This is a genomic window from Flavisolibacter ginsenosidimutans (genome assembly GCF_007970805.1).
Classification (GTDB): domain Bacteria; phylum Bacteroidota; class Bacteroidia; order Chitinophagales; family Chitinophagaceae; genus Flavisolibacter; species Flavisolibacter ginsenosidimutans.
The window spans coordinates 3,457,764-3,474,730 of sequence record NZ_CP042433.1 but is presented as its reverse complement, the minus strand read 5'-3'; the positions used below and the strand labels follow the sequence as shown (position 1 = coordinate 3,474,730).

General features: G+C 47.3%; 21 protein-coding genes. 10 read left to right on the top strand and 11 right to left on the bottom strand.

Annotated elements, in window-relative coordinates; all coding sequences use genetic code 11:
• Positions 1–80: 80 nt before the first annotated feature.
• The 5 genes from asnB to FSB75_RS14635 form a co-directional block, all read right to left on the bottom strand.
• Entirely contained in the window at positions 81–1,925 is a 1,845-nt protein-coding gene (gene asnB, locus FSB75_RS14655; RefSeq protein WP_146789017.1) for an asparagine synthase (glutamine-hydrolyzing), read from the bottom strand.
• Positions 1,926–1,928: 3 nt separating this feature from the next.
• Positions 1,929–2,555 (bottom strand): DUF2911 domain-containing protein, encoded by a 627-nt coding sequence (locus FSB75_RS14650; RefSeq protein WP_146789016.1) that lies wholly within the window; start codon positions 2,553–2,555, stop codon positions 1,929–1,931.
• Positions 2,556–2,658: 103 nt separating this feature from the next.
• The gene (locus tag FSB75_RS14645; protein ID WP_172623157.1) at positions 2,659–3,105 is read right to left on the bottom strand and encodes a response regulator; all 447 of its coding nucleotides are present in this window, start codon (positions 3,103–3,105) and stop codon (positions 2,659–2,661) included.
• Between the two features lie 42 nt (positions 3,106–3,147).
• Positions 3,148–3,393: a hypothetical protein gene (locus FSB75_RS14640; protein WP_146789012.1), complete on the bottom strand. Its 246-nt coding sequence runs from the start codon at positions 3,391–3,393 to the stop codon at positions 3,148–3,150.
• A 155-nt stretch (positions 3,394–3,548) separates the two neighbouring features.
• Positions 3,549–4,250 (bottom strand): hypothetical protein, encoded by a 702-nt coding sequence (locus FSB75_RS14635; RefSeq protein WP_146789010.1) that lies wholly within the window; start codon positions 4,248–4,250, stop codon positions 3,549–3,551.
• 200 nt (positions 4,251–4,450) lie between these two features.
• Here FSB75_RS14635 and FSB75_RS14630 point away from each other — a divergent pair, with 200 nt between their 5' ends.
• Both FSB75_RS14630 and FSB75_RS14625 read left to right on the top strand, forming a co-directional pair.
• Positions 4,451–4,957: a porin family protein gene (locus tag FSB75_RS14630; protein WP_146789008.1), complete on the top strand. Its 507-nt coding sequence runs from the start codon at positions 4,451–4,453 to the stop codon at positions 4,955–4,957.
• Positions 4,958–5,190: 233 nt separating this feature from the next.
• Positions 5,191–6,375 (top strand): choice-of-anchor E domain-containing protein, encoded by a 1,185-nt coding sequence (locus FSB75_RS14625; RefSeq protein WP_146789006.1) that lies wholly within the window; start codon positions 5,191–5,193, stop codon positions 6,373–6,375.
• Between the two features lie 176 nt (positions 6,376–6,551).
• On the opposite strand, the gene FSB75_RS14620 is transcribed toward FSB75_RS14625, so the two are convergent.
• From FSB75_RS14620 to FSB75_RS14610, 3 genes are all read right to left on the bottom strand, one after another.
• The gene (locus tag FSB75_RS14620; RefSeq protein WP_146789004.1) at positions 6,552–7,628 is read right to left on the bottom strand and encodes an iron-containing alcohol dehydrogenase family protein; all 1,077 of its coding nucleotides are present in this window, start codon (positions 7,626–7,628) and stop codon (positions 6,552–6,554) included.
• Positions 7,629–7,720: 92 nt separating this feature from the next.
• Complete coding sequence (locus FSB75_RS14615) at positions 7,721–8,164, bottom strand: hypothetical protein (protein WP_146789002.1); 444 nt, start codon at positions 8,162–8,164, stop codon at positions 7,721–7,723.
• An 83-nt stretch (positions 8,165–8,247) separates the two neighbouring features.
• A complete protein-coding gene (locus tag FSB75_RS14610; protein WP_146789000.1) occupies positions 8,248–9,957 on the bottom strand; it encodes a L,D-transpeptidase family protein in 1,710 nt (569 codons plus the stop codon).
• 302 nt (positions 9,958–10,259) lie between these two features.
• Here FSB75_RS14610 and rpmH point away from each other — a divergent pair, with 302 nt between their 5' ends.
• The 3 genes from rpmH to yidD all read left to right on the top strand — a co-directional run bounded on the left by rpmH (position 10,260) and on the right by yidD (position 11,095).
• Positions 10,260–10,415 (top strand): 50S ribosomal protein L34, encoded by a 156-nt coding sequence (gene rpmH, locus FSB75_RS14605; RefSeq protein ID WP_146788998.1) that lies wholly within the window; start codon positions 10,260–10,262, stop codon positions 10,413–10,415.
• Positions 10,416–10,482: 67 nt separating this feature from the next.
• A complete protein-coding gene (gene rnpA, locus FSB75_RS14600) occupies positions 10,483–10,881 on the top strand; it encodes a ribonuclease P protein component (protein WP_146788994.1) in 399 nt (132 codons plus the stop codon).
• The gene (yidD, locus tag FSB75_RS14595; RefSeq protein ID WP_227990594.1) at positions 10,865–11,095 is read left to right on the top strand and encodes a membrane protein insertion efficiency factor YidD; all 231 of its coding nucleotides are present in this window, start codon (positions 10,865–10,867) and stop codon (positions 11,093–11,095) included. The genes rnpA and yidD overlap by 17 nt, the downstream gene beginning before the upstream one ends.
• 139 nt (positions 11,096–11,234) lie before the next feature.
• On the opposite strand, the gene FSB75_RS14590 is transcribed toward yidD, so the two are convergent.
• The 3 genes from FSB75_RS14590 to rpoN all read right to left on the bottom strand — a co-directional run bounded on the left by FSB75_RS14590 (position 11,235) and on the right by rpoN (position 14,460).
• Positions 11,235–11,765, bottom strand: a complete 531-nt coding sequence (locus FSB75_RS14590) for a hypothetical protein (RefSeq protein ID WP_146788992.1) — start codon at positions 11,763–11,765, stop codon at positions 11,235–11,237.
• A 96-nt stretch (positions 11,766–11,861) separates the two neighbouring features.
• On the bottom strand, positions 11,862–12,776 hold the full coding sequence (locus FSB75_RS14585; protein WP_227990593.1) for a metallophosphoesterase family protein: 915 nt from the start codon (positions 12,774–12,776) through the stop codon (positions 11,862–11,864).
• A 184-nt stretch (positions 12,777–12,960) separates the two neighbouring features.
• Positions 12,961–14,460, bottom strand: a complete 1,500-nt coding sequence (rpoN, locus tag FSB75_RS14580) for an RNA polymerase factor sigma-54 (RefSeq protein WP_146788990.1) — start codon at positions 14,458–14,460, stop codon at positions 12,961–12,963.
• Between the two features lie 105 nt (positions 14,461–14,565).
• Between rpoN and FSB75_RS14575 the strand changes: the two genes are divergently transcribed.
• The 5 genes from FSB75_RS14575 (at position 14,566) to FSB75_RS14555 (ending at position 16,936) form a co-directional block, all read left to right on the top strand.
• Positions 14,566–14,841, top strand: coding sequence for a hypothetical protein (locus FSB75_RS14575; RefSeq protein WP_146788988.1), 276 nt, complete (start codon positions 14,566–14,568; stop codon positions 14,839–14,841).
• A gap of 56 nt (positions 14,842–14,897) precedes the next feature.
• Positions 14,898–15,401: a SixA phosphatase family protein gene (locus tag FSB75_RS14570; protein WP_146788986.1), complete on the top strand. Its 504-nt coding sequence runs from the start codon at positions 14,898–14,900 to the stop codon at positions 15,399–15,401.
• 94 nt (positions 15,402–15,495) lie between these two features.
• The gene (locus FSB75_RS14565) at positions 15,496–15,933 is read left to right on the top strand and encodes a nucleoside deaminase (protein ID WP_146788984.1); all 438 of its coding nucleotides are present in this window, start codon (positions 15,496–15,498) and stop codon (positions 15,931–15,933) included.
• 2 nt (positions 15,934–15,935) lie between these two features.
• Positions 15,936–16,241 (top strand): DUF6958 family protein, encoded by a 306-nt coding sequence (locus tag FSB75_RS14560; RefSeq protein ID WP_146788982.1) that lies wholly within the window; start codon positions 15,936–15,938, stop codon positions 16,239–16,241.
• Between the two features lie 92 nt (positions 16,242–16,333).
• Complete coding sequence (locus tag FSB75_RS14555) at positions 16,334–16,936, top strand: superoxide dismutase (RefSeq protein WP_146788980.1); 603 nt, start codon at positions 16,334–16,336, stop codon at positions 16,934–16,936.
• Positions 16,937–16,967 lie beyond the last annotated feature (31 nt).

Sequence of the window (16,967 nt, the reverse complement as noted above, 5' to 3'; positions counted from 1 at the left end):
ATGCAAATAAAGATAATGATTTAGAAAAATTATTTGCAAGCCGCGAGCCGACAATTCAATTTTATAACCGGCGGCGGAGATCAAAACAACTGTGCTGCGCTCCAGTAACGCCAATCAAAACTCTCTTCTTCGTGTGCGTCTTTTGCCGAAATGTTTTTGATCAAAACCGTTTCGTTCAACACGCCTTCGTTCACTAATTTTTTTCTTGCTTGCATGATTCTTTCCTGCACGGCTGCGTTTTGCATCCAAGCCTTTTGCGGCGGCTCGTAACCCACTTTGTCTTTGCGCCAAACAATTTCTTGCGGCAATTTGTTTTCAACAGCTTTTCGCAAAAGCCATTTCGTCCAACCCCGGTGAATTTTAAATTGTGGCGGCAGCGTGAATAAAAATTCTACCAACTGATGTTGCAAAAAAGGCAGGCGCACTTCTACCGAGTGTGCCATGCTGTTGCGGTCGGCAAAGCGAAGCAATTCTTCAAGGCCATTTACGAACGTGTTGTAATGCAGGGCGCCGTTCAAGTTTGGATGGGGCGGTGTGGTATAATAAAAATTCTGTTTGTTCGAAAATGCAAAGTCGCGGTTCAGGTCGGGGTTGCGAAAAGCGTTTTTGCTTTTTTGCGTGTACAACAGTGAAGCCGCAAAATCGGGAAGCAAGGCCGCAAGCTTATTTTTTATTCCAAAATTCTCGTCAACATTCAACTCTCTGGCCGCCTTCCACTCTTGTGCATACAGTTTTCTGTTTGTGCGATACAATTCCTGCCACCACCACTTGTAGTATTTACGATAACCGCCGAGAATTTCATCGGCGCCTTGGCCGTCTAACAAAACGGTTACACCGTGCTGTTTCGCGGCTTTAAAAACTTTGTATTGCGCAAGCACAGAGGCCGATGAAAAAGGCTCGTCTTGTTGTGAGGCCACCATGTCCATTAACAAAGGCACTTCATCCGCAGTGATGGTTGTGGTGAAATGTTGCAAGCCGAACTGCTTTGCAACAAGCGAGGCATAATTTGTTTCGTCTTTTTCAAAGCCACTAAACGAAGCCGTAAAACATTTGTGCGTGTATTGTTCGGCCGTCTCGTTCGCACAAAAAGCAACGATGGACGAACTGTCCAATCCGCCACTTAAACTTGTTCCAATGGCTACGTCGCTGCGCAGACGCTTGCGGATGCTGTCGGCAAATAATTGTTTGAATTGTTCTGTGGCGTCTTCTTCGGAAACGGTCTTATTCACGTCAACATACACTTGCCAATAACAGTGCGTGTGCAAGGCGTTTTTCTGAAGCGAGCACGTTAGTGAATGCGCCGCCGGTAATTTATTTATGTTGTTGTAAAACGTTTCGGTTGCATCCGAAGGATTGCTTGTATAACCAAGCGTAAGAAAATTATACAACAAGCTTTTGTTCACTTCTTTTTCAACGCCCATGGCCCATAAAGCTTTTGGCTCAGAGGCAAAGACGAATTGTTCGTTGTCGTAAAAAAAGAAGAAAGGTTTTTCGCCAAAGCGGTCGCGGGCTGCAAAAAGTATTTGTTCTTTTTCATCCCAAATGGCAAAAGCAAAAGCACCGTCGAAACGTTGCAAGCAAGAAGAACCCCAGGCTGCGTAAGCAACGAGCACAACTTCCGTGTCGGATTGCGAATGAAACGAACAACCTTCCGCTTCGAGTTCTTTTCTTAGTTCGCGGTAATTATAAATTTCGCCGTTGTACACAAGGGTATAGCGACCGGCGTAACCCATGGGCTGCGATGCTGCCTTGCTTAAATCAAGAATGCAAAGCCGCCGGTGCCCGAAGAAAACAGTTTGGTCATTGTTCGTCCAAAAGTTTTCTTCTTCCGGTCCGCGGTGCGCAAGCACAGCCGTTGCTTTACGCACTTGTTGTTGCGCGTCTTGCGCAACTTGTTTTGCAACGATGCCGGCTATCCCGCACATGCTTTAAAATTGAATGGGCAAACGAACTTCGGTGTTTTCCCAGGCCATGATTAAATCGACGCCGCTTGCTGTTTTTTCAAAATCCATGGTAAAGTATTCAATCAACTGCGGCGCGGCGGTTGACGGTTCGTCAAAGCGGGCTACATCATCCTGCGGATTTAATTTCAGGCCCCAGGAAAAAAGATTGCTGTTCAACACAAGGGTCCAATGATCCTGAAAGGGAATGGCGTACAAAACATACCGCCCTTTTTCGATGCGCTTTTTTTGAACGATCACCGGTTGAAAAAACTCAACCTCAGTGGCTTCGTTAGCACCGAGCCGCCAGGGTTGTCCCCATTGCACAAGGCCGCCAAACAAGGTTCGTCCGCCGCGGTGCGGACGGCTGTAGATGACCCGCGCCACCGGCGAGCCTTTTGCTTGTTCGTTCATTTTTTTTACGGGGTAATCGGTGGGGTAGTAAAGCATGTCCATCGGCGACACATCTACCGGAACGTAGGGATTAGCGGCTTCTTTTTTAACGAGGTTTGAATCGCGAATGACGTTTGGTTGCGAGGAGGCTTGCGTTTGTGCGGGCTTGTCTCCACAGGCGCCAAGGGCAAGAATACAGACAGAAAGAAGCGTGTATTTCATGCCGAAAAATTACGGCTTTATTGAGTTGGTTGATTGGTTAGCTTGTTGACCGGTTGATTCGTCTTTTCTGACTTATCAACTACTGAACCAGTCAACCAATCAACTAGCTTCCCATCCTCCTTATCTTCTTCTGTGTTTCTTCGGAGCAATGATCAATAAACGAATGCGTAATCATTTCCATTTGTTCGAAGCCCAAAGGCTTGGTAACAAAGCCGGCGTTGTTGTGCGTAGCAAATTGCCTGTCCACTGGCATTGACGATGTGGTGAAGAGCACTACCGGCACGTTGTCGTATTTATGGAGCTGGCGCAGGCGCAGAAGAGTTTCCTTGCCGTTGAGCACGGGCATGTTCACGTCAAGAATAATGAGGCAGGGAAGCAGGTCGGCTTCGGTAAGGTTGCGCAAGTAGGACAAAGCCCGGCTGCCATCGGCAAAGGTAATGACCTCCACATTGCTGGCAAACTGTTCAAAGGCTTCCTGCACCAACTCAACGTCGTCCGGATCATCGTCGGCGTAAACCACAATGTGTTTTGAGGTTGTGTATTTGGTCATAGTCATGGCGGCTTGTGGCAAAGATAAAAGGCTCGCTTCGCTTCATACCAAATGCTCTACGTCAATCTCCGTCAGGTAGGGGTCAAGTCTTTCCGTACCGGCAAAGCACCGGATACGGTCAACCACACGCCTGTATTGACGGTAGTAAATTTCTGCATAAAAACCTTCAAGCTGATACAAAAGCACGGTGGTGCCTCCTCGTTTACGTTTGCCAATGTAAACGCCCTGTTCGTATAACAGAGCGGTTTTTTCTTCTTCGGGCAAAAGCGAAAATTCACACAGCGTCATACCATACTCCTCCTGTAAGTGAAGGCCGCAAATTTTGTGCAGTAAGCGATTTGTTTGAAAAGAAAAGCGAACATGGTTCAAAAACAAATATAAGGCTTTGTCCCGTGCCTGCGTGTGCAATTGTGCCGGCAAAACGCGGCGGTAAACAGGTGTTGCTATTGCAGGCTGTTGTAGTAGTTTACCAAAGCGCTTAGTTGTTCGGCATTTGACTGGCCCTTGGTGTTTGCGGTACGAAGCCAGGCGTCAAGTTCTTTTTGTTTGTCGGACAGAAGCGGGAGAAGGTCCTTTGGTTTTTTAACCTGCTCAACGGAACCGGGTTTAACAAGATAATATTCTTCTATTGTCATGATGCGTTGTTCCTTGGTGGCGGCGTTATAGGGTTGCCATTCGCTGGCCGACTTTACAAAGTATTGATACAGGGCTACGTTGCCCGAAGCCAACTGCAGGTACCATCCCTGCCGGGGCGGCCGCGAAGGGAAAAGCGAGAAGTGAAAAAAGCGATAGGTCTTGCCCGCAAGGCTATCGCTCAGGGTAACTTGTTTCAAAGCGGTTGTGGAAATCATTTCCGTGCCGTAAGCGTCAAGAAAATGAACCTGGTTGTCGTACAAATCCAGGCGAAGCGGGGCGGCTTTGTAACGATTGTTGTTTGCATCAATGCCCACGCCGCTAAGCCAGGCCTCTTTAAAGTAAGGAGAGCCTTCGGTAAGGCGGACAAATTTTGTATTGACGAAAGCTTCGCCGTTGACAGCAGCAAATGCATCGTGTGGAAGTCCGTCTGTTTTGTCTACGTTAACGGTGCGCTGTGCAAAACAAGGGACTGAAACAAAAAAGGCAAGAGCCGCAAGCAGGTAGTTCATACGTTGTTTGTTTGACATAGAAAGGTAAAAGTTTTTAAGTAAACACACGCCTCTTCGTTGCAACCGTTGGCGATTGTAAATAACCGTTCATACGGACTTTAAAACGGTTTGTGGAGAAATAATGTTTAGGGCGGGAAAAGCTTTTGTTAGTTTTGTTTCGACAAATATCTTTGCGACCGAAAATTTTAAAACTAACAATTATGAAAAAAATCCTCTTCGCATTGGCGATCGTAGCGGTTTCATTTGCCGCAAACGCACAGAAAACTTCAGCAGCTAAAGAAAGTGAATTCGTATTTGGTGGTGGCGTACGCGTAGGCCTGCCTGTTGGTGATGTTCACAACGCTTACAGCTTTGTTATTGGTGCAGAACTGCAAGGCGAGTACATGTTTTCACCACAAGTTTCCGGAACCTTAACCGCAGGTTATGAAGAGTGGCTTGGAAAAACAATTGCCGGTTTTAAAATTCCCTCGACTGGTTTTATTCCGGTTCTTGCTGGCGTTCGTGTTTATCCTTCACCTGACTTCTTTATTGGTGGCAAAGCTGGTGTCACGTTCAGCACTGAGTCAGGCGGTGGTAGCTCATTCACCTACGAACCTCAGGTTGGTTACAATACCAGTAAGTTTCAACTTGCATTAGGCTACCAGGCGTTTACCAACGGTGGTACAACCGCACATCTCGGCTTAACCGGTATTTATAAGTTCCATTAATCGAAACAACTTTTTTACAGGCCGCACATACACGTGCGGCCTTTTTGTTTATCAACCGCTTAAATATTTCACGTAAGACTGCGCCGTAAATAGCAGGCGGCGTTGCGTAACTCTCCGATAGTTATTTGCTATTTTATTCATTTCAACTTCCCGCAGTTGTACACTTGCAACCGGCTTTGCGCTGTTCTATTTTTACCGGGTGAACTTGATTTCCTTATCCGAATCATCAACCTATGAAAAAACTCTACTCCGCCTTCACTTTAACACCATTCTTTGTCCTGCTTTTGCTTGCTCATCAAAGCCAGGCCCAATGCATCGGCGGCGGCGCACCCGGCGCTACGGCTTACGACACCACTGTTCGCTTTCCTTCCGGCACTACGCACAAGCAAATTAAATTTCCAAAGTTCGATGCGCAATCGGGCATGCTTACCTGCGTAAAGCTGATTGTTACCATGACGGCAATAATTGATACGACGTCCTTTGAAAACCTCCTGAGCAGCCCTTATACGGTTTCCCGCACGTACGACCGCAGCGATGCCATGGCCGGTCCCGGCCTGACACCTTCGCTTACCAACAGTTACAACCGCACGCAATCTTTTCCGCTTGGACCCAACGATAACGTTCCGAACTCCGGCAGCGACTTTTATTCGAACGGCAAAGACACCATCATGCGCCAGCAGATGGTGCGAACGCTTACTGATTCCACCGCCATCTCGGCTTTTTACGGTACCGACAGCGTGGCGTACGACTACGATATTAACGTAACGACCAATGTATCGGGGAGCGGCGACATAGCCACTTATATGCGCACCTCCACCTATGTAAACTTTCGCTTTGAATATTGCACTTGTCCAATTTCCAGCCTGCCGCTGGGACTGAAAAACTTTTCGGTGATGAAGAAGGGCAACACCGGTGCCGGCTTGCGCTGGGAAGCCGAGGCCGGCAGCGACAATTATTTTTATGAAATAGAGGTAAGCCGCGACGGGCAAAGCTTTTCCCCTGCGGCCGTTTTGAACAAAGAAACAACGCTGGCCAAACCGGTTTATCAATACGGCTATGCTCTTAAGCCAAACGACTACGGCCGTTATTATTTTCGTGTGAAGCAACAATGGCTTGACGGTTATTACCGCTACTCCGAAGTGCGTTTGGTAGATTTTGCCAATCCTTTGTTTTCAACGGTGAGCCTTTATCCCAATCCGTCAACGGGTGCTGTGGGCGTTAAGTTTGTTGCGGCCAAAGCGGGGATGTATTCCGTAAAGGTTTCCAATACGGCAGGGCAACTTGTAACAAACAAAGACGTGCAGGTGGCCGAAACGGATTTTAAACAATTGGCTGCTTTGCAACGCGGAACCTACTATGTAAAAATTACCGAACTCTCCACCGGCGCTTCTTGCGTGCAGCAATTGTTTGTGCAATAGTTTTTCTCACAAAGCATTTACTTCAAATAAAACGTCCCGCTTTTGCGGGACGTTTTATTTGAAGGAACGAGATGATGGATGACGGATGACAGTTTGAACACAATATTTGTTAACTGCGCAAAACCGAACAACCAAAGGCGTTACTGTCATCCGTCATCCATCATCTGTCATCACTTTTACAGCTTTCCGTACAACTCTCTTAATTTCTCTCTTGTCATGATCTTCTCCCAATCCTTGCCCAAGGCATTTTCCCACAAGGGCTTCATGCCCAACGACACGTTGATCATCGTATCAAACTGGTCTTCGCTTACGTTTTTACAAATGCCTTGCGGAATTTCAATGCCGTTTTTCTCCACCATGCGTTTGAATTCGGCTACGCCTTCGGGATAATATTCTTCAATGTGGTTCATTACAATGCAATTGCCGATGCCGTGTTTTGTGCCGAGCAAATAACTCAAACCATAACTAACTGCATGCGCCACGCCGACTTGCGAATAAGCGATGCTCATGCCGCCGGCATACGAAGCCATCATCAGCTTGTCGTCGCATTCATCGTCCCATGTATCCTTCTCTAAAAAAATATAACGGCAAAGGTCTAATGCTTTTTCGCCATAGCTTTTGCTGAATTCATTTAAGTAAGTTCCCGTTAGGCTTTCTATGCAATGAATGTAGCAATCCATGCCGGTGTAAAAGCGTTGGTTAACGGGAGCGTTCGCCGTTAATTCAGGGTCTAAAACAATTTGATTGAAAGGCGTAAAATCAGAGTTCATGCCCAGCTTTCTTGTGGGTCCGGTAAGAACCGTTGTGCGGCTGACTTCCGCACCGGTTCCGCTGAGCGTTGGAATGCCCGCTTTGTACACACCGGGACGCTTGACCAAATCCCATCCCTGGTAATCGGCCGAAGAACCGGGGTTGTTCATCATCAGCGAAACGGCTTTGGCTAAATCCATCGTGCTGCCGCCGCCAATGCCAATGACGCCGCTCACCATGCCGAATTCATCTTTCAACGCATCGGCCAGAGCATCTACTTGTGTTGTCTTTGGTTCATAAGTCACATCGGCAAAAATGATTTTATCAGCCCCGCGAACGGGAATGCGGTTCGCTAATTCTTTGCCTTCGAAGAAATGATCCACCAAGAAAATCATCGGTAAATCGTCTTTGCGATGCGGCGCTAAAATATCCTCGAGTTGGTTAAAGGAGCCGCGGCCGTACACCACGTAGTCAACCATTTTAAAATTGCGAAATGTGCTCATAGTGGGCAAAGGTAGTTGCGAATTCCGTTGGCTGTTGTTCGTTGATTGTTGTTCGGCTTCACTGCACCAACAGCCAACGAACAACTCTGTTCCTACTCCTTCTCTGCCGTCCAGTTCAGTTTGTACGTATCGCAGCCGCCTGCTGTAAAGGCAATGCGCAAGGTGCCGCTGGCTTTGTTGCCGGAAACGGTGCCGTGCAGTTCAAAATAAAATCCCGATTCTTTAACGATGCCGTCCACGCTATTGCCTTTGAGTGGGAACCCTTTTTTGGGACCGAGTGTTGTGAGTTCGAGTTTACCGTCGCAGCGCCAGTAACCCTGAAAGGTTAGCTCTTTTACTTCGCCTTTTTTGATGTTGAAACTAAGTTTAGCGCCTTTGAGGCCGTTGGAAAAATTTCCTTTCCAATGACTGCCGGTTGCGCCGCTTTCCTGTGCAGCGGCGGTTAATGTGTTTTTTGTTTCGGCGGGCTTTTCTGCCGAGCCGCAGGCGGCAATAAACAGAGCGCCAAAAAGGACTACGGATAAAATCTTTTTCATGCGTTAAAAATAATCGCCGTCTTTCAAAATCAAAAAACACCGCGAATAACGCGGTGCTTTCTATTCAATAAAGGCTATATAATTTACAAGACAGCGTTACCGTTGCCAAAGAGTTGCGCTTCTGTTTTCTTGTCGTAGCCGTACAAATCCTTGCGAAAATTCATTCGTCCGTTCTTATCTATCCACGCCGTGTAATACGTAATGGAAACGGGCACCGGGTTCTTTACATCTACCGTTTGTTCCTTGCCACTGTTCATGGCCGTTTTTATTTTTTCCGGTGTCCATTCGCTTTGGTTTTGCAAAACAAAGTGCGCCAGGGAATCGGGGTGCGCCACGCGAATGCAACCGTGGCTCAACGCACGGTTTTGTTGCGCAAACTGTTCTTTGTTCGGCGTGTCGTGCAGGTAAATGTCAAAGCTGTTGGGGAACAAAAACTTCACTTGTCCCAATGCGTTGTCCTTGCCGGGCAATTGGCGTATCTGCGGCAGGCTGTCGTTTTGCTTCACAATTTCCATGTGGTGTTCTTGCAGGTAATTCGGGTTGGCTTTCATGGCCGGCTTTATTTCATTTTGCACGATGCTTTGCGGAATGTTCCAATACGGACTGAAAACAACTTCCGAAATTTTTCCGCTGAAGGCCATCGTTCCCGCGCCTTCTTTGCCAACAATTACAGGCAACTGCAATGCCTTGCCGGAATCGTTGTACGCCATCAATTCTAACGAAGGAATGTTTACAGAAATGTGCGTTGAATCGTTCACGGGCTTCATCCACAAAGCCCGGTTTAGGTTCACTAAAATCTGTTGCAGTCTTTCCTGCGCCGGTACGTTCAGTTCGTTCACGAGCGAATCACTCAACACGCCTGTGGGCTTAAAGCCGAATTGTTCCTGCACATTTTTAAGAGCCGTCATCAGCGAATCGTTGAAGACGTTCGACGTATCGCTTGCTGCGTAATCGCCGCTTTTGATCAGGCGCTTTTTCAGTAGGCCAACCGAAGGCGATTTGGTGCCTTTCTTCAACCCTTTTGCGGCGGGAATGGTTTGCCAGCCGCCGCTTTTGACCGCATTGTAATAAATCTGCAAAGATGTTTTAAGCGCCGCGTATTGCGGGTTGTTTTGGCCCAAAGTGGAATCACCTGTTTTGTTCAGAAGCGAATCAGCAAGCTGCATCGCGTTCATTTTTTTGCGCGGCACCAGCCAATAAAAATTGTCTTCGGTTATTGCGCTGTTCTTTTCCGCCGCCAATTGAACCAACTGCGCGGTTAAGGCCAGTTCGGTGCTCAGGAGCAGGCTGTCTTTTGCGGCCGTTGCACCCGCAAGGCCGGCCTCAGAAGGATCGTTGCGCAGGAGCGTGTCGGTTAATGTCCGGACCAACGAATCGTTTGTCAGCAAGGAGTCCATGCGTGTTTTGATGGCCGTTGCCGGTTCGTCTTTTTTCATCTCTTCGCTGGCTGAAAGACCCCAAAGGCTTCTTGCCTGTTCGGTTAATCCCCCGGAAGTAAGCCAGGCAAATTCGTTGTTGCGCACCCAATAAAAAGCACGCATCCGGTCGGCGTTATCAGGGCTGATGTGTTTTTGCTGAATGAAATTTTCCAGTGCCGCACTGTCGAGAAAAAGGTCGGAATAAGCATTCTCTTTCGTGATGCTTTCGTCCCTTGCCAACTTTGCTTTGTACGAACTTTCTGACTGAATGCTCTGTGTGCTGTCGGTGCTTTTGTTGCTGCCGAACCAACCCTGGGTTTGCGTGCACGAAACCACTAAACTTATCGCCGCAAGGCCAATCAACGTCTTTTTCATGCTCAAAAGTTTACAAAGCTTGTGCCCATTGTCAAGGCTGAGAGCGGCTTTGGTATAGATGACGGATGAAAGATGACCGATGACGGTAGCAGCTTTAAGCTGACAGCTCAAAGCTTAAGGCTGACGGCTTATTTTAACAGCCCGCTGTAAAAAATCTCAAATTTCAAATTTCAAATTTGCGCTCTGCCCCTTACCTTCGCCGTCCTTTCACAAAGCCAACGGGTGTGGTGACCTGTGGTGAAGATTGAACAAGTCCGGTTCTCCCCGGGCCATTTCTTAAACGTGAAAAAAACTTATTTGCAATGAAACGTACATTTCAACCCCATCGCCGCCGCCGCAAAACCGTTCATGGTTTTCGCAAGCGCATGCAATCTGCCAACGGCCGCAAGGTGTTGGCCAGCCGCCGCGCCAAAGGCCGTCACAAACTGACGGTGAGCGATGAACGAAAACTGAAATAAAGGCCCTTTTACAAGTGCACGATTTTGAATAGCCTCTGTTTGCGGAGGCTATTTTATTTTTACAGTCATGCCCAAACGTTTTGGATTTCCAAAAGCGGAACGACTGAAAAGCCGGAAACAAATCGAAACTTTGTTTGCCAAGGGAAAATCCGTTTCTGTTTTTCCCGTACGGGCTGTTTATCAATTTTCGGCTGCGGAAGAGGTGGGTTTGAAGGCGGGTGTGAGTGCCAGCAAGCGCAATTTTAAAAAGGCCGTTGACCGCAACCGCATCAAGCGCCTGCTGCGCGAAGCTTACCGCCTGCAAAAAGAAGAACTCCTTCTGAAAGTGAAAGAGGCAGGAGTGAGCGGCGCGATTTTTTTTCTTTACAGCGATAAAGTAATTGCTGATTTTGATACGATAAAAACCGCCGTGGGCAAGTGTTTGCAACGGTTAAGCAAGAACATCGAACGTGAAAATCCTTCTTAAAATATTGGCCTTTCCGTTTATTGCGCTGATAAAAATTTACCAGTGGGTCATCTCGCCCATCCTTGGGCCGAAGTGCCGCTTCACGCCAACCTGTTCGCAGTATGGGTTGGAAGCGTTTAAAAAATACGGTGTCTTTAAAGGACTGTGGTTAACGGCAAGACGTGTTGCAAAATGCCATCCCTGGGGCGGGAGTGGGTACGACCCGGTGCCGTGAAAGTTAACGTCAAAAGCATTTGCGAAGGCATGGACGTCTGTGTTCTTATCGCTTGGCTTTGCTTTTAAGTTGATTAATGATTTATTGTTGAAAATTAGTACTTCAGCCATGCTTTTGCAAATGCAATGTTAGCGGCATTTTATTGTCCACACGATAAAAATAAGTCAGGGAAATATTGATAGCCATTATATCCTTTATTAACTGAATCGGTCCAACTTTTAAATAGATAAGTCGCTTGAAGCGTTGTATCGTCTGCCAACCAAAGTGTCATAAATGGCTTTCCTTTGATTGGTTTGCTCTTTAATCCAAATGATTTTTTAACGCCTATGTCGTGAGTGCAATCCTCTATAATGTCCCAATAAACAACGATGTTTTTACCTTCTAATTTATAGGAGAAACTGTACTCGCATTGACCATCAAACTCAATCCATAGCGTATCTATGTTGTCAAAGTGCAACGTAGGATAATAGCTTTCTTTGCTTGCCCAATACCTAAGAATCTCTTTTGGTTGTATAACCTCAGTAGGGCTATTAAACCGAGGCCTTTTTGTTCCTGTTGTGGAGGTAGTCTGCTTGGCATTTACGCTCTTTGATTCGGTTTCATGTTTTTTCACTTCGCCGCATGAGAAAAACATTGAAAACAAAAACACAAGGCTTGATGTCTTACGCATAAGTAACGAAACTAATTGCCGCTAACAGTTGCATTGCCGCCACTTCTTGCTTCAAACATACTTCATTTTCAACACCGAATAAAGCAAGAAACAACCTCAGGCGCTTCCTTCTTTTTTCCCTGCTGTCCCAACATTTGATACCAAAATGTTTTTGTGAATAACCGTCTTTGCCCCTTCTTCAAAGCCCGAAAAATCTTTCTTGATGTGATAAGACGTTACTTCCAACACATCATCTAAAACTTCCACCATTACGTAATGAAACAATGGCTTGTAATCCAGCGCGACATCAGCCAAGGTTCCAATACCTTGACGAAGCGGTTGCTTTAAGCCGCCGCCGCCGCCAATCACCAGAAAATCTTTGCCTTCCACTTTGTAATGTTCATACGCATGGCAATGGCCTGATAAAAACAAACAACTCTTACGCGACTGTAAAAATGCCGGAACAAATTTTTCCTCCACTTCTTTTGACGGCTTTACAATGCGACTGTTCGTGTACGGCGAATGATGACAACCCGTGACAATGAAATGCACGCTGTTGTCTTCGTCCAGTTGCTCCAGTGTTTTTTGATACCATATCGTTTGTGTTACTTCTTCGTTTACCGAGAGCGTTGAAAAGTTTGAGTTCACCAGCACCACGGCTACGTTGCCAAAGCATTTGCAATAACCGGTGGGTTGGTGATCGGGAAAGCGTTGCTGAAACTTGTGCATGCCCAACCGCGGCCGGCCCATTACTTCGTGGTTGCCCAAAATAGCATGCACTGGAATGCCTTTGCTGCGCAGGCTTTCCACGTAGCGGTCAATGGGTTTCCACTGGCGGTTGCTGTAGCCAAGGTTCACCAAATCGCCGAGCATGAAAAAAGCAGCAGGATGCCGGTGCCAAACGTCTTCAAACAGCAGCCGCGTGGCCTTGCGGTTGTTGTGCGAACGCAGCCACAGGGTTTCCACAAACATCGGCGCCTGCGTATCGGCCACAAAGGCCAGCGTGCAATTGTTGGTTGATGCTGAGTCCACGCGTTGTTTCTTTTGTAAAGAGAAATATTTGTACCAAGAAGTGGAAACCGTTTGTTCAGCGTTGTTCTGAACGCTGAAGTGTGCGACGCAACGGTAGCCAAATTCGTTATTCGACAGCCGGGTACAAAAAGAAAATGCTCAATCATTCAAGTTGATTGAGCATTTTAGGGTCTTTGAGAGGCGACTACAATTCCTTTCGCAACCGCGCCACCGGAATGTTTAACTGTTCGCGATATTTGGCTACGGTGCGCCGGGCAATGTTGTAGCCTTTTTCCTGCAAAAGTTCGGTGAGGCGCTCGTCACTTAGCGGTTTTTTCTTTTGTTCGGCCTCAATCAAATTGCTCAAAATCTTTTTCACCTCGCGGGTCGAAACTTCTTCGCCGCTGTCGGTGGTGAGCGATTCGCTAAAGAAGAATTTCAGACGATACGTGCCGAATTCGGTTTGCACAAACTTGGAATTGGCCACGCGGCTAACGGTGGAGATATCCAACCCTGTTTTTTCGGCGATGTCTTTTAAGATCATCGGCCGGAGGGTGGTCTCGTCGCCGGTTAAAAAGAAATCGTACTGGTGGTTCATAATGGCCGTCATGGTGCTCATGAGCGTGTGTTGCCGCTGCTTGATGGCGTCAATAAACCATTTGGCCGCATCAATTTTTTGCTTGATGAAAAGCACCGCTTCTTTTTGACGGCGGTCTTTTTTGGCGCCGCGGTCGTATTCCTTCAGCATGTCGCGGTAGCCTTCCGATATGCGCAGTTCCGGTGCGTTCTTGGAGTTCAGCGTAAGCTCCAACTTACTGGCATTGTTGTAAATAAAAAAGTCGGGCACGATGTAGCTTTCGGCTTTGTTGATTTCGCCCACATTGCCACCCGGTTTTGGATTAAGCTTGGTGATTTGTATCATCACTTCTCTCAACTCGTCGTCCGTTAGGTTCAGCCCCCGTTGAATTTTTTCGTAATGCTTTTTGGTGAACTCGTCGAAGTATTTTGTTAGTGCGTGCACCGCCGTGTCCACGTCTTTGCCTTCGCGCTTGTGCCGTTCGAGTTGCAGGAGCAAACATTCCTGCAGGTTGCGGGCACAAACGCCGGCGGGGTCAAAGTTCTGAATGCGGCTGATGATCTCTTCCACTTCCCTATCGGTTGTGTCCACGTTTTGCCGAAAGGCAAGGTCGTCCACAATGGCCGCTGTCTCGCGGCGCAGGTAACCGTCTTCGTCAATGCTGCCGATGATTTGCTCGGCTATTTTGTACTGCCGGTCGTCAAGGTTCAACATGCCGAGCTGGGCTTCCAACACCTCGTAAAACGACGTTTCTACTTTGTAAGGCATGGTGGTTTTTTCTTCCTGCTCACCGTAGTTGTCGTCGCGAAGTTTGTAATCGGCAATGTCGTCATCGCCTTCGTGTACGTAGTCCGAGATATCAATGTTCTCGTAAAGATCTTCCTTGTCGCGATCATTCTCGCTTTCGTATTCGTCCTCGGCTGTTGAGTTGTCGGCAAATTCATCCTTCTCGTCGTAGCTATCCGCTGCGTCTTCATCGGTTACTTCAAGGGCCGGATTTTCTTCCAGCTCTTCTTTGATGCGCTCTTCTAAATTGGCGGTGGGCACCTGCAGCAACTTCATTAGTTGAATCTGCTGCGGCGAAAGTTTTTGTAGAAGTTTTTGTTGTAAACTTTGGCTAAGGCTCATGGTGTGTTCTCCTCATTATCGGTGGCAAAGCCTTTCCGCCTCTGGCGGAAAAATTTCGCCGGTTTCGCAAAAATCAAGCCGTAAATTTACAGCAAATCCCAATCCATGCACAAGGCGCTGTTTTTTTTCTTTCCGGCATTTTTCACTGTTTCGCTGAAAGCCGCTTCGCAACAGCGTTTCCCGCCTTTGCACGACACTGTTTCAACAGCGCTGTCTCTACGGATTGTGCCGCAAAATTTCTACAAACAGTGCTTGCCCCTTTCTTGCAAGGGCGAACTGCAATTACAGAAGCTAACCTCGCTTCCGGTTTATTTTCGCGTGGGTTCAAAGGACTACGTTGACTATTTAGAGAAGAAACCGAACGCGGTAAAAATGCAGTAAAGCCAGAAGTCAGCTCTCAGATTCCCGGCTTTTGACTTCTGCTATATCTTTAAAGAATGAAAACCCTGATACTCGTTCGCCACGCCAAAAGCGATTGGTCGCACGAAGGCCTCGGCGATTTGGAGCGGCCATTAAACGAACGCGGAAAAAAAGATGCTCCCGAAATGGCGAAACGCACAAAAAAACAAATTCCCGAAATTGATTTGATGGTTTCTTCCAACGCAAAGCGGGCAAAGAAAACCGCGAAATATTTTGCCGAAGAATACAAGTGCAATAAAGACGACGTTCGCGTTGAACCAAAACTTTACGAAGACGTTCCCTCCGCCTATGCCGCAGTCGTTCTTTCGCTTCCCGACAAAGCCGATACGGTTGCGTTTTTTGCGCACAGCCCGACCATCACCGATTATGCCAACAGTTTATGTCACGTACATACCGATAGCATTCCCACCTGCGGCGTTTTTGCCGTGCAAGCCGATGTGGACAATTGGACGGCTTTTGCGAGAGCAGAGAAAAAATTTTTGCTTTACGACTATCCAAAAAACCCACTGGCGGATTTGTAAGTTTTTCGTTTTATTCACCAACGGCGTGTCCCGACACCGTAGCAAGCCATCAGCTAATCTTTAAATCAGCTAATCAACTCATCAACTCCGCGCCATGAACGACGAATACTTTATGGGCCAGGCTTTGCGGCAGGCGCAAACAGCTTTCGAGAAAGACGAAGTGCCCGTTGGCGCTGTGATTGTAATTGACAACAAGATCATTTCACGCGGTTACAATCAAGTAGAAACCCTTGCCGACCCGACGGCTCACGCCGAGATCATTGCGCTTACATCGGCCTTTAATTTTTTAGGCAGCAAGTATCTACCTGATGCAACCATTTACATTACCGTTGAACCCTGCCTCATGTGTGCCGGCGCTTTGTACTGGAGCAAGATTGGCCGCGTGGTGTACGGCGCTTCCGACCCGAAGAACGGTTACCTTCACGTTACGAAAGAAACCTCTCCCTTTCACCCAAAAACAAATTTAGCACACGGCGTTTTGCACCAGGAATGTGCGGCGTTGATGAAATCTTTCTTTCAACAAAAACGGTAGCCATGCCAACTGTCACCAAAACCAAAAAAGCCGAATGCCTCAACCCTAACACGGGCGGACGAATGAACATTGATAAAGACATCTATGACCTCTTTTCAAAAGCCATTTGTCACACGTTGAACAAAGAAGGCGCCGCCACGTTTACACAATTGGTTGAAGGCGTTGAAAATTTCTTCAAGAAGCAAAAGACAAAGTTTGACGGGTCGATAGGATGGTACGCCGTAACCGTAAAGAACGACATGCAGGCAAGGCACATCATTGAAGTAGTAAAAGAAAAAGGCAAAACCCTGAACCGGCTTTCGAAATAAGAAAGAATTCAACATTCCTTCGGCTCGTCTCTTTACCTCGCAGTAAATTTGCCTTGTTAGGACAAATCATCAATTTAAAATCTGAAATCGTTATGGCATTTACACTTCCCCCTCTACCGTATGCTCCCGATGCACTGGAACCGCACATTGATGCGCAAACCATGACCATTCACCACGACAAGCACCACCAGGCTTACGTGGATAATTTAAACAAAGCCATCGCCGGCACACCAAACGAAAACAAAAGCCTTGAAGAACTGGTAAAGAACGCTGGTTCTATTTCGCCTGCCGTGCGCAACAACGGCGGTGGCCACTGGAACCATTCTTTCTTTTGGGAAATTCTTGGGCCCAACAGCGGCCAACCGACGGGAGCTTTGGCCGATGCCATCAACAGCACGTTTGGTTCTCTGGATGCGCTAAAAGAAAAAGTAAACACAGCCGGCGCTACACGCTTTGGAAGCGGCTGGGCCTGGCTTATTGTAAAAGACGGAAAGCTTGAAGTAAGCTCTACTCCCAACCAGGACAATCCGTTGATGGACGTGGCCGAAGTTAAAGGCACACCCATTTTGGGCATTGATGTGTGGGAACACGCTTATTATTTAAAATATCAGAACAAACGCCCCGACTACCTGAAAGCCGTTTGGAACGTGATCAACTGGAACAAAGTGAACGAGCATTTTGAAAAAGCGAAATAATTTTCAACAAATGTGTTTTGCAAAACCCGGT

Excerpts from the sequence above, each read along its gene's own strand:
- rpoN (WP_146788990.1), bottom strand. The coding sequence starts at position 14,460 with ATGAGCCTTAGCCAAAGTTTACAACAAAAACTTCTACAAAAACTTTCG.
- FSB75_RS14570 (WP_146788986.1), top strand. The coding sequence starts at position 14,898 with ATGAAAACCCTGATACTCGTTCGCCACGCCAAAAGCGATTGGTCGCAC.
- FSB75_RS14575 (WP_146788988.1), top strand. The coding sequence starts at position 14,566 with ATGCACAAGGCGCTGTTTTTTTTCTTTCCGGCATTTTTCACTGTTTCG.
- FSB75_RS14590 (WP_146788992.1), bottom strand. The coding sequence starts at position 11,765 with ATGCGTAAGACATCAAGCCTTGTGTTTTTGTTTTCAATGTTTTTCTCA.
- rnpA (WP_146788994.1), top strand. The coding sequence starts at position 10,483 with ATGCCCAAACGTTTTGGATTTCCAAAAGCGGAACGACTGAAAAGCCGG.
- FSB75_RS14625 (WP_146789006.1), top strand. The coding sequence starts at position 5,191 with ATGAAAAAACTCTACTCCGCCTTCACTTTAACACCATTCTTTGTCCTG.
- FSB75_RS14620 (WP_146789004.1), bottom strand. The coding sequence starts at position 7,628 with ATGAGCACATTTCGCAATTTTAAAATGGTTGACTACGTGGTGTACGGC.
- FSB75_RS14650 (WP_146789016.1), bottom strand. The coding sequence starts at position 2,555 with ATGAAATACACGCTTCTTTCTGTCTGTATTCTTGCCCTTGGCGCCTGT.
- FSB75_RS14635 (WP_146789010.1), bottom strand. The coding sequence starts at position 4,250 with ATGAACTACCTGCTTGCGGCTCTTGCCTTTTTTGTTTCAGTCCCTTGT.
- FSB75_RS14610 (WP_146789000.1), bottom strand. The coding sequence starts at position 9,957 with ATGAAAAAGACGTTGATTGGCCTTGCGGCGATAAGTTTAGTGGTTTCG.
- FSB75_RS14560 (WP_146788982.1), top strand. The coding sequence starts at position 15,936 with ATGCCAACTGTCACCAAAACCAAAAAAGCCGAATGCCTCAACCCTAAC.
- FSB75_RS14555 (WP_146788980.1), top strand. The coding sequence starts at position 16,334 with ATGGCATTTACACTTCCCCCTCTACCGTATGCTCCCGATGCACTGGAA.
- FSB75_RS14645 (WP_172623157.1), bottom strand. The coding sequence starts at position 3,105 with ATGACCAAATACACAACCTCAAAACACATTGTGGTTTACGCCGACGAT.
- rpmH (WP_146788998.1), top strand. The coding sequence starts at position 10,260 with ATGAAACGTACATTTCAACCCCATCGCCGCCGCCGCAAAACCGTTCAT.
- FSB75_RS14565 (WP_146788984.1), top strand. The coding sequence starts at position 15,496 with ATGAACGACGAATACTTTATGGGCCAGGCTTTGCGGCAGGCGCAAACA.
- FSB75_RS14630 (WP_146789008.1), top strand. The coding sequence starts at position 4,451 with ATGAAAAAAATCCTCTTCGCATTGGCGATCGTAGCGGTTTCATTTGCC.
- FSB75_RS14615 (WP_146789002.1), bottom strand. The coding sequence starts at position 8,164 with ATGAAAAAGATTTTATCCGTAGTCCTTTTTGGCGCTCTGTTTATTGCC.
- FSB75_RS14640 (WP_146789012.1), bottom strand. The coding sequence starts at position 3,393 with ATGACGCTGTGTGAATTTTCGCTTTTGCCCGAAGAAGAAAAAACCGCT.
- asnB (WP_146789017.1), bottom strand. The coding sequence starts at position 1,925 with ATGTGCGGGATAGCCGGCATCGTTGCAAAACAAGTTGCGCAAGACGCG.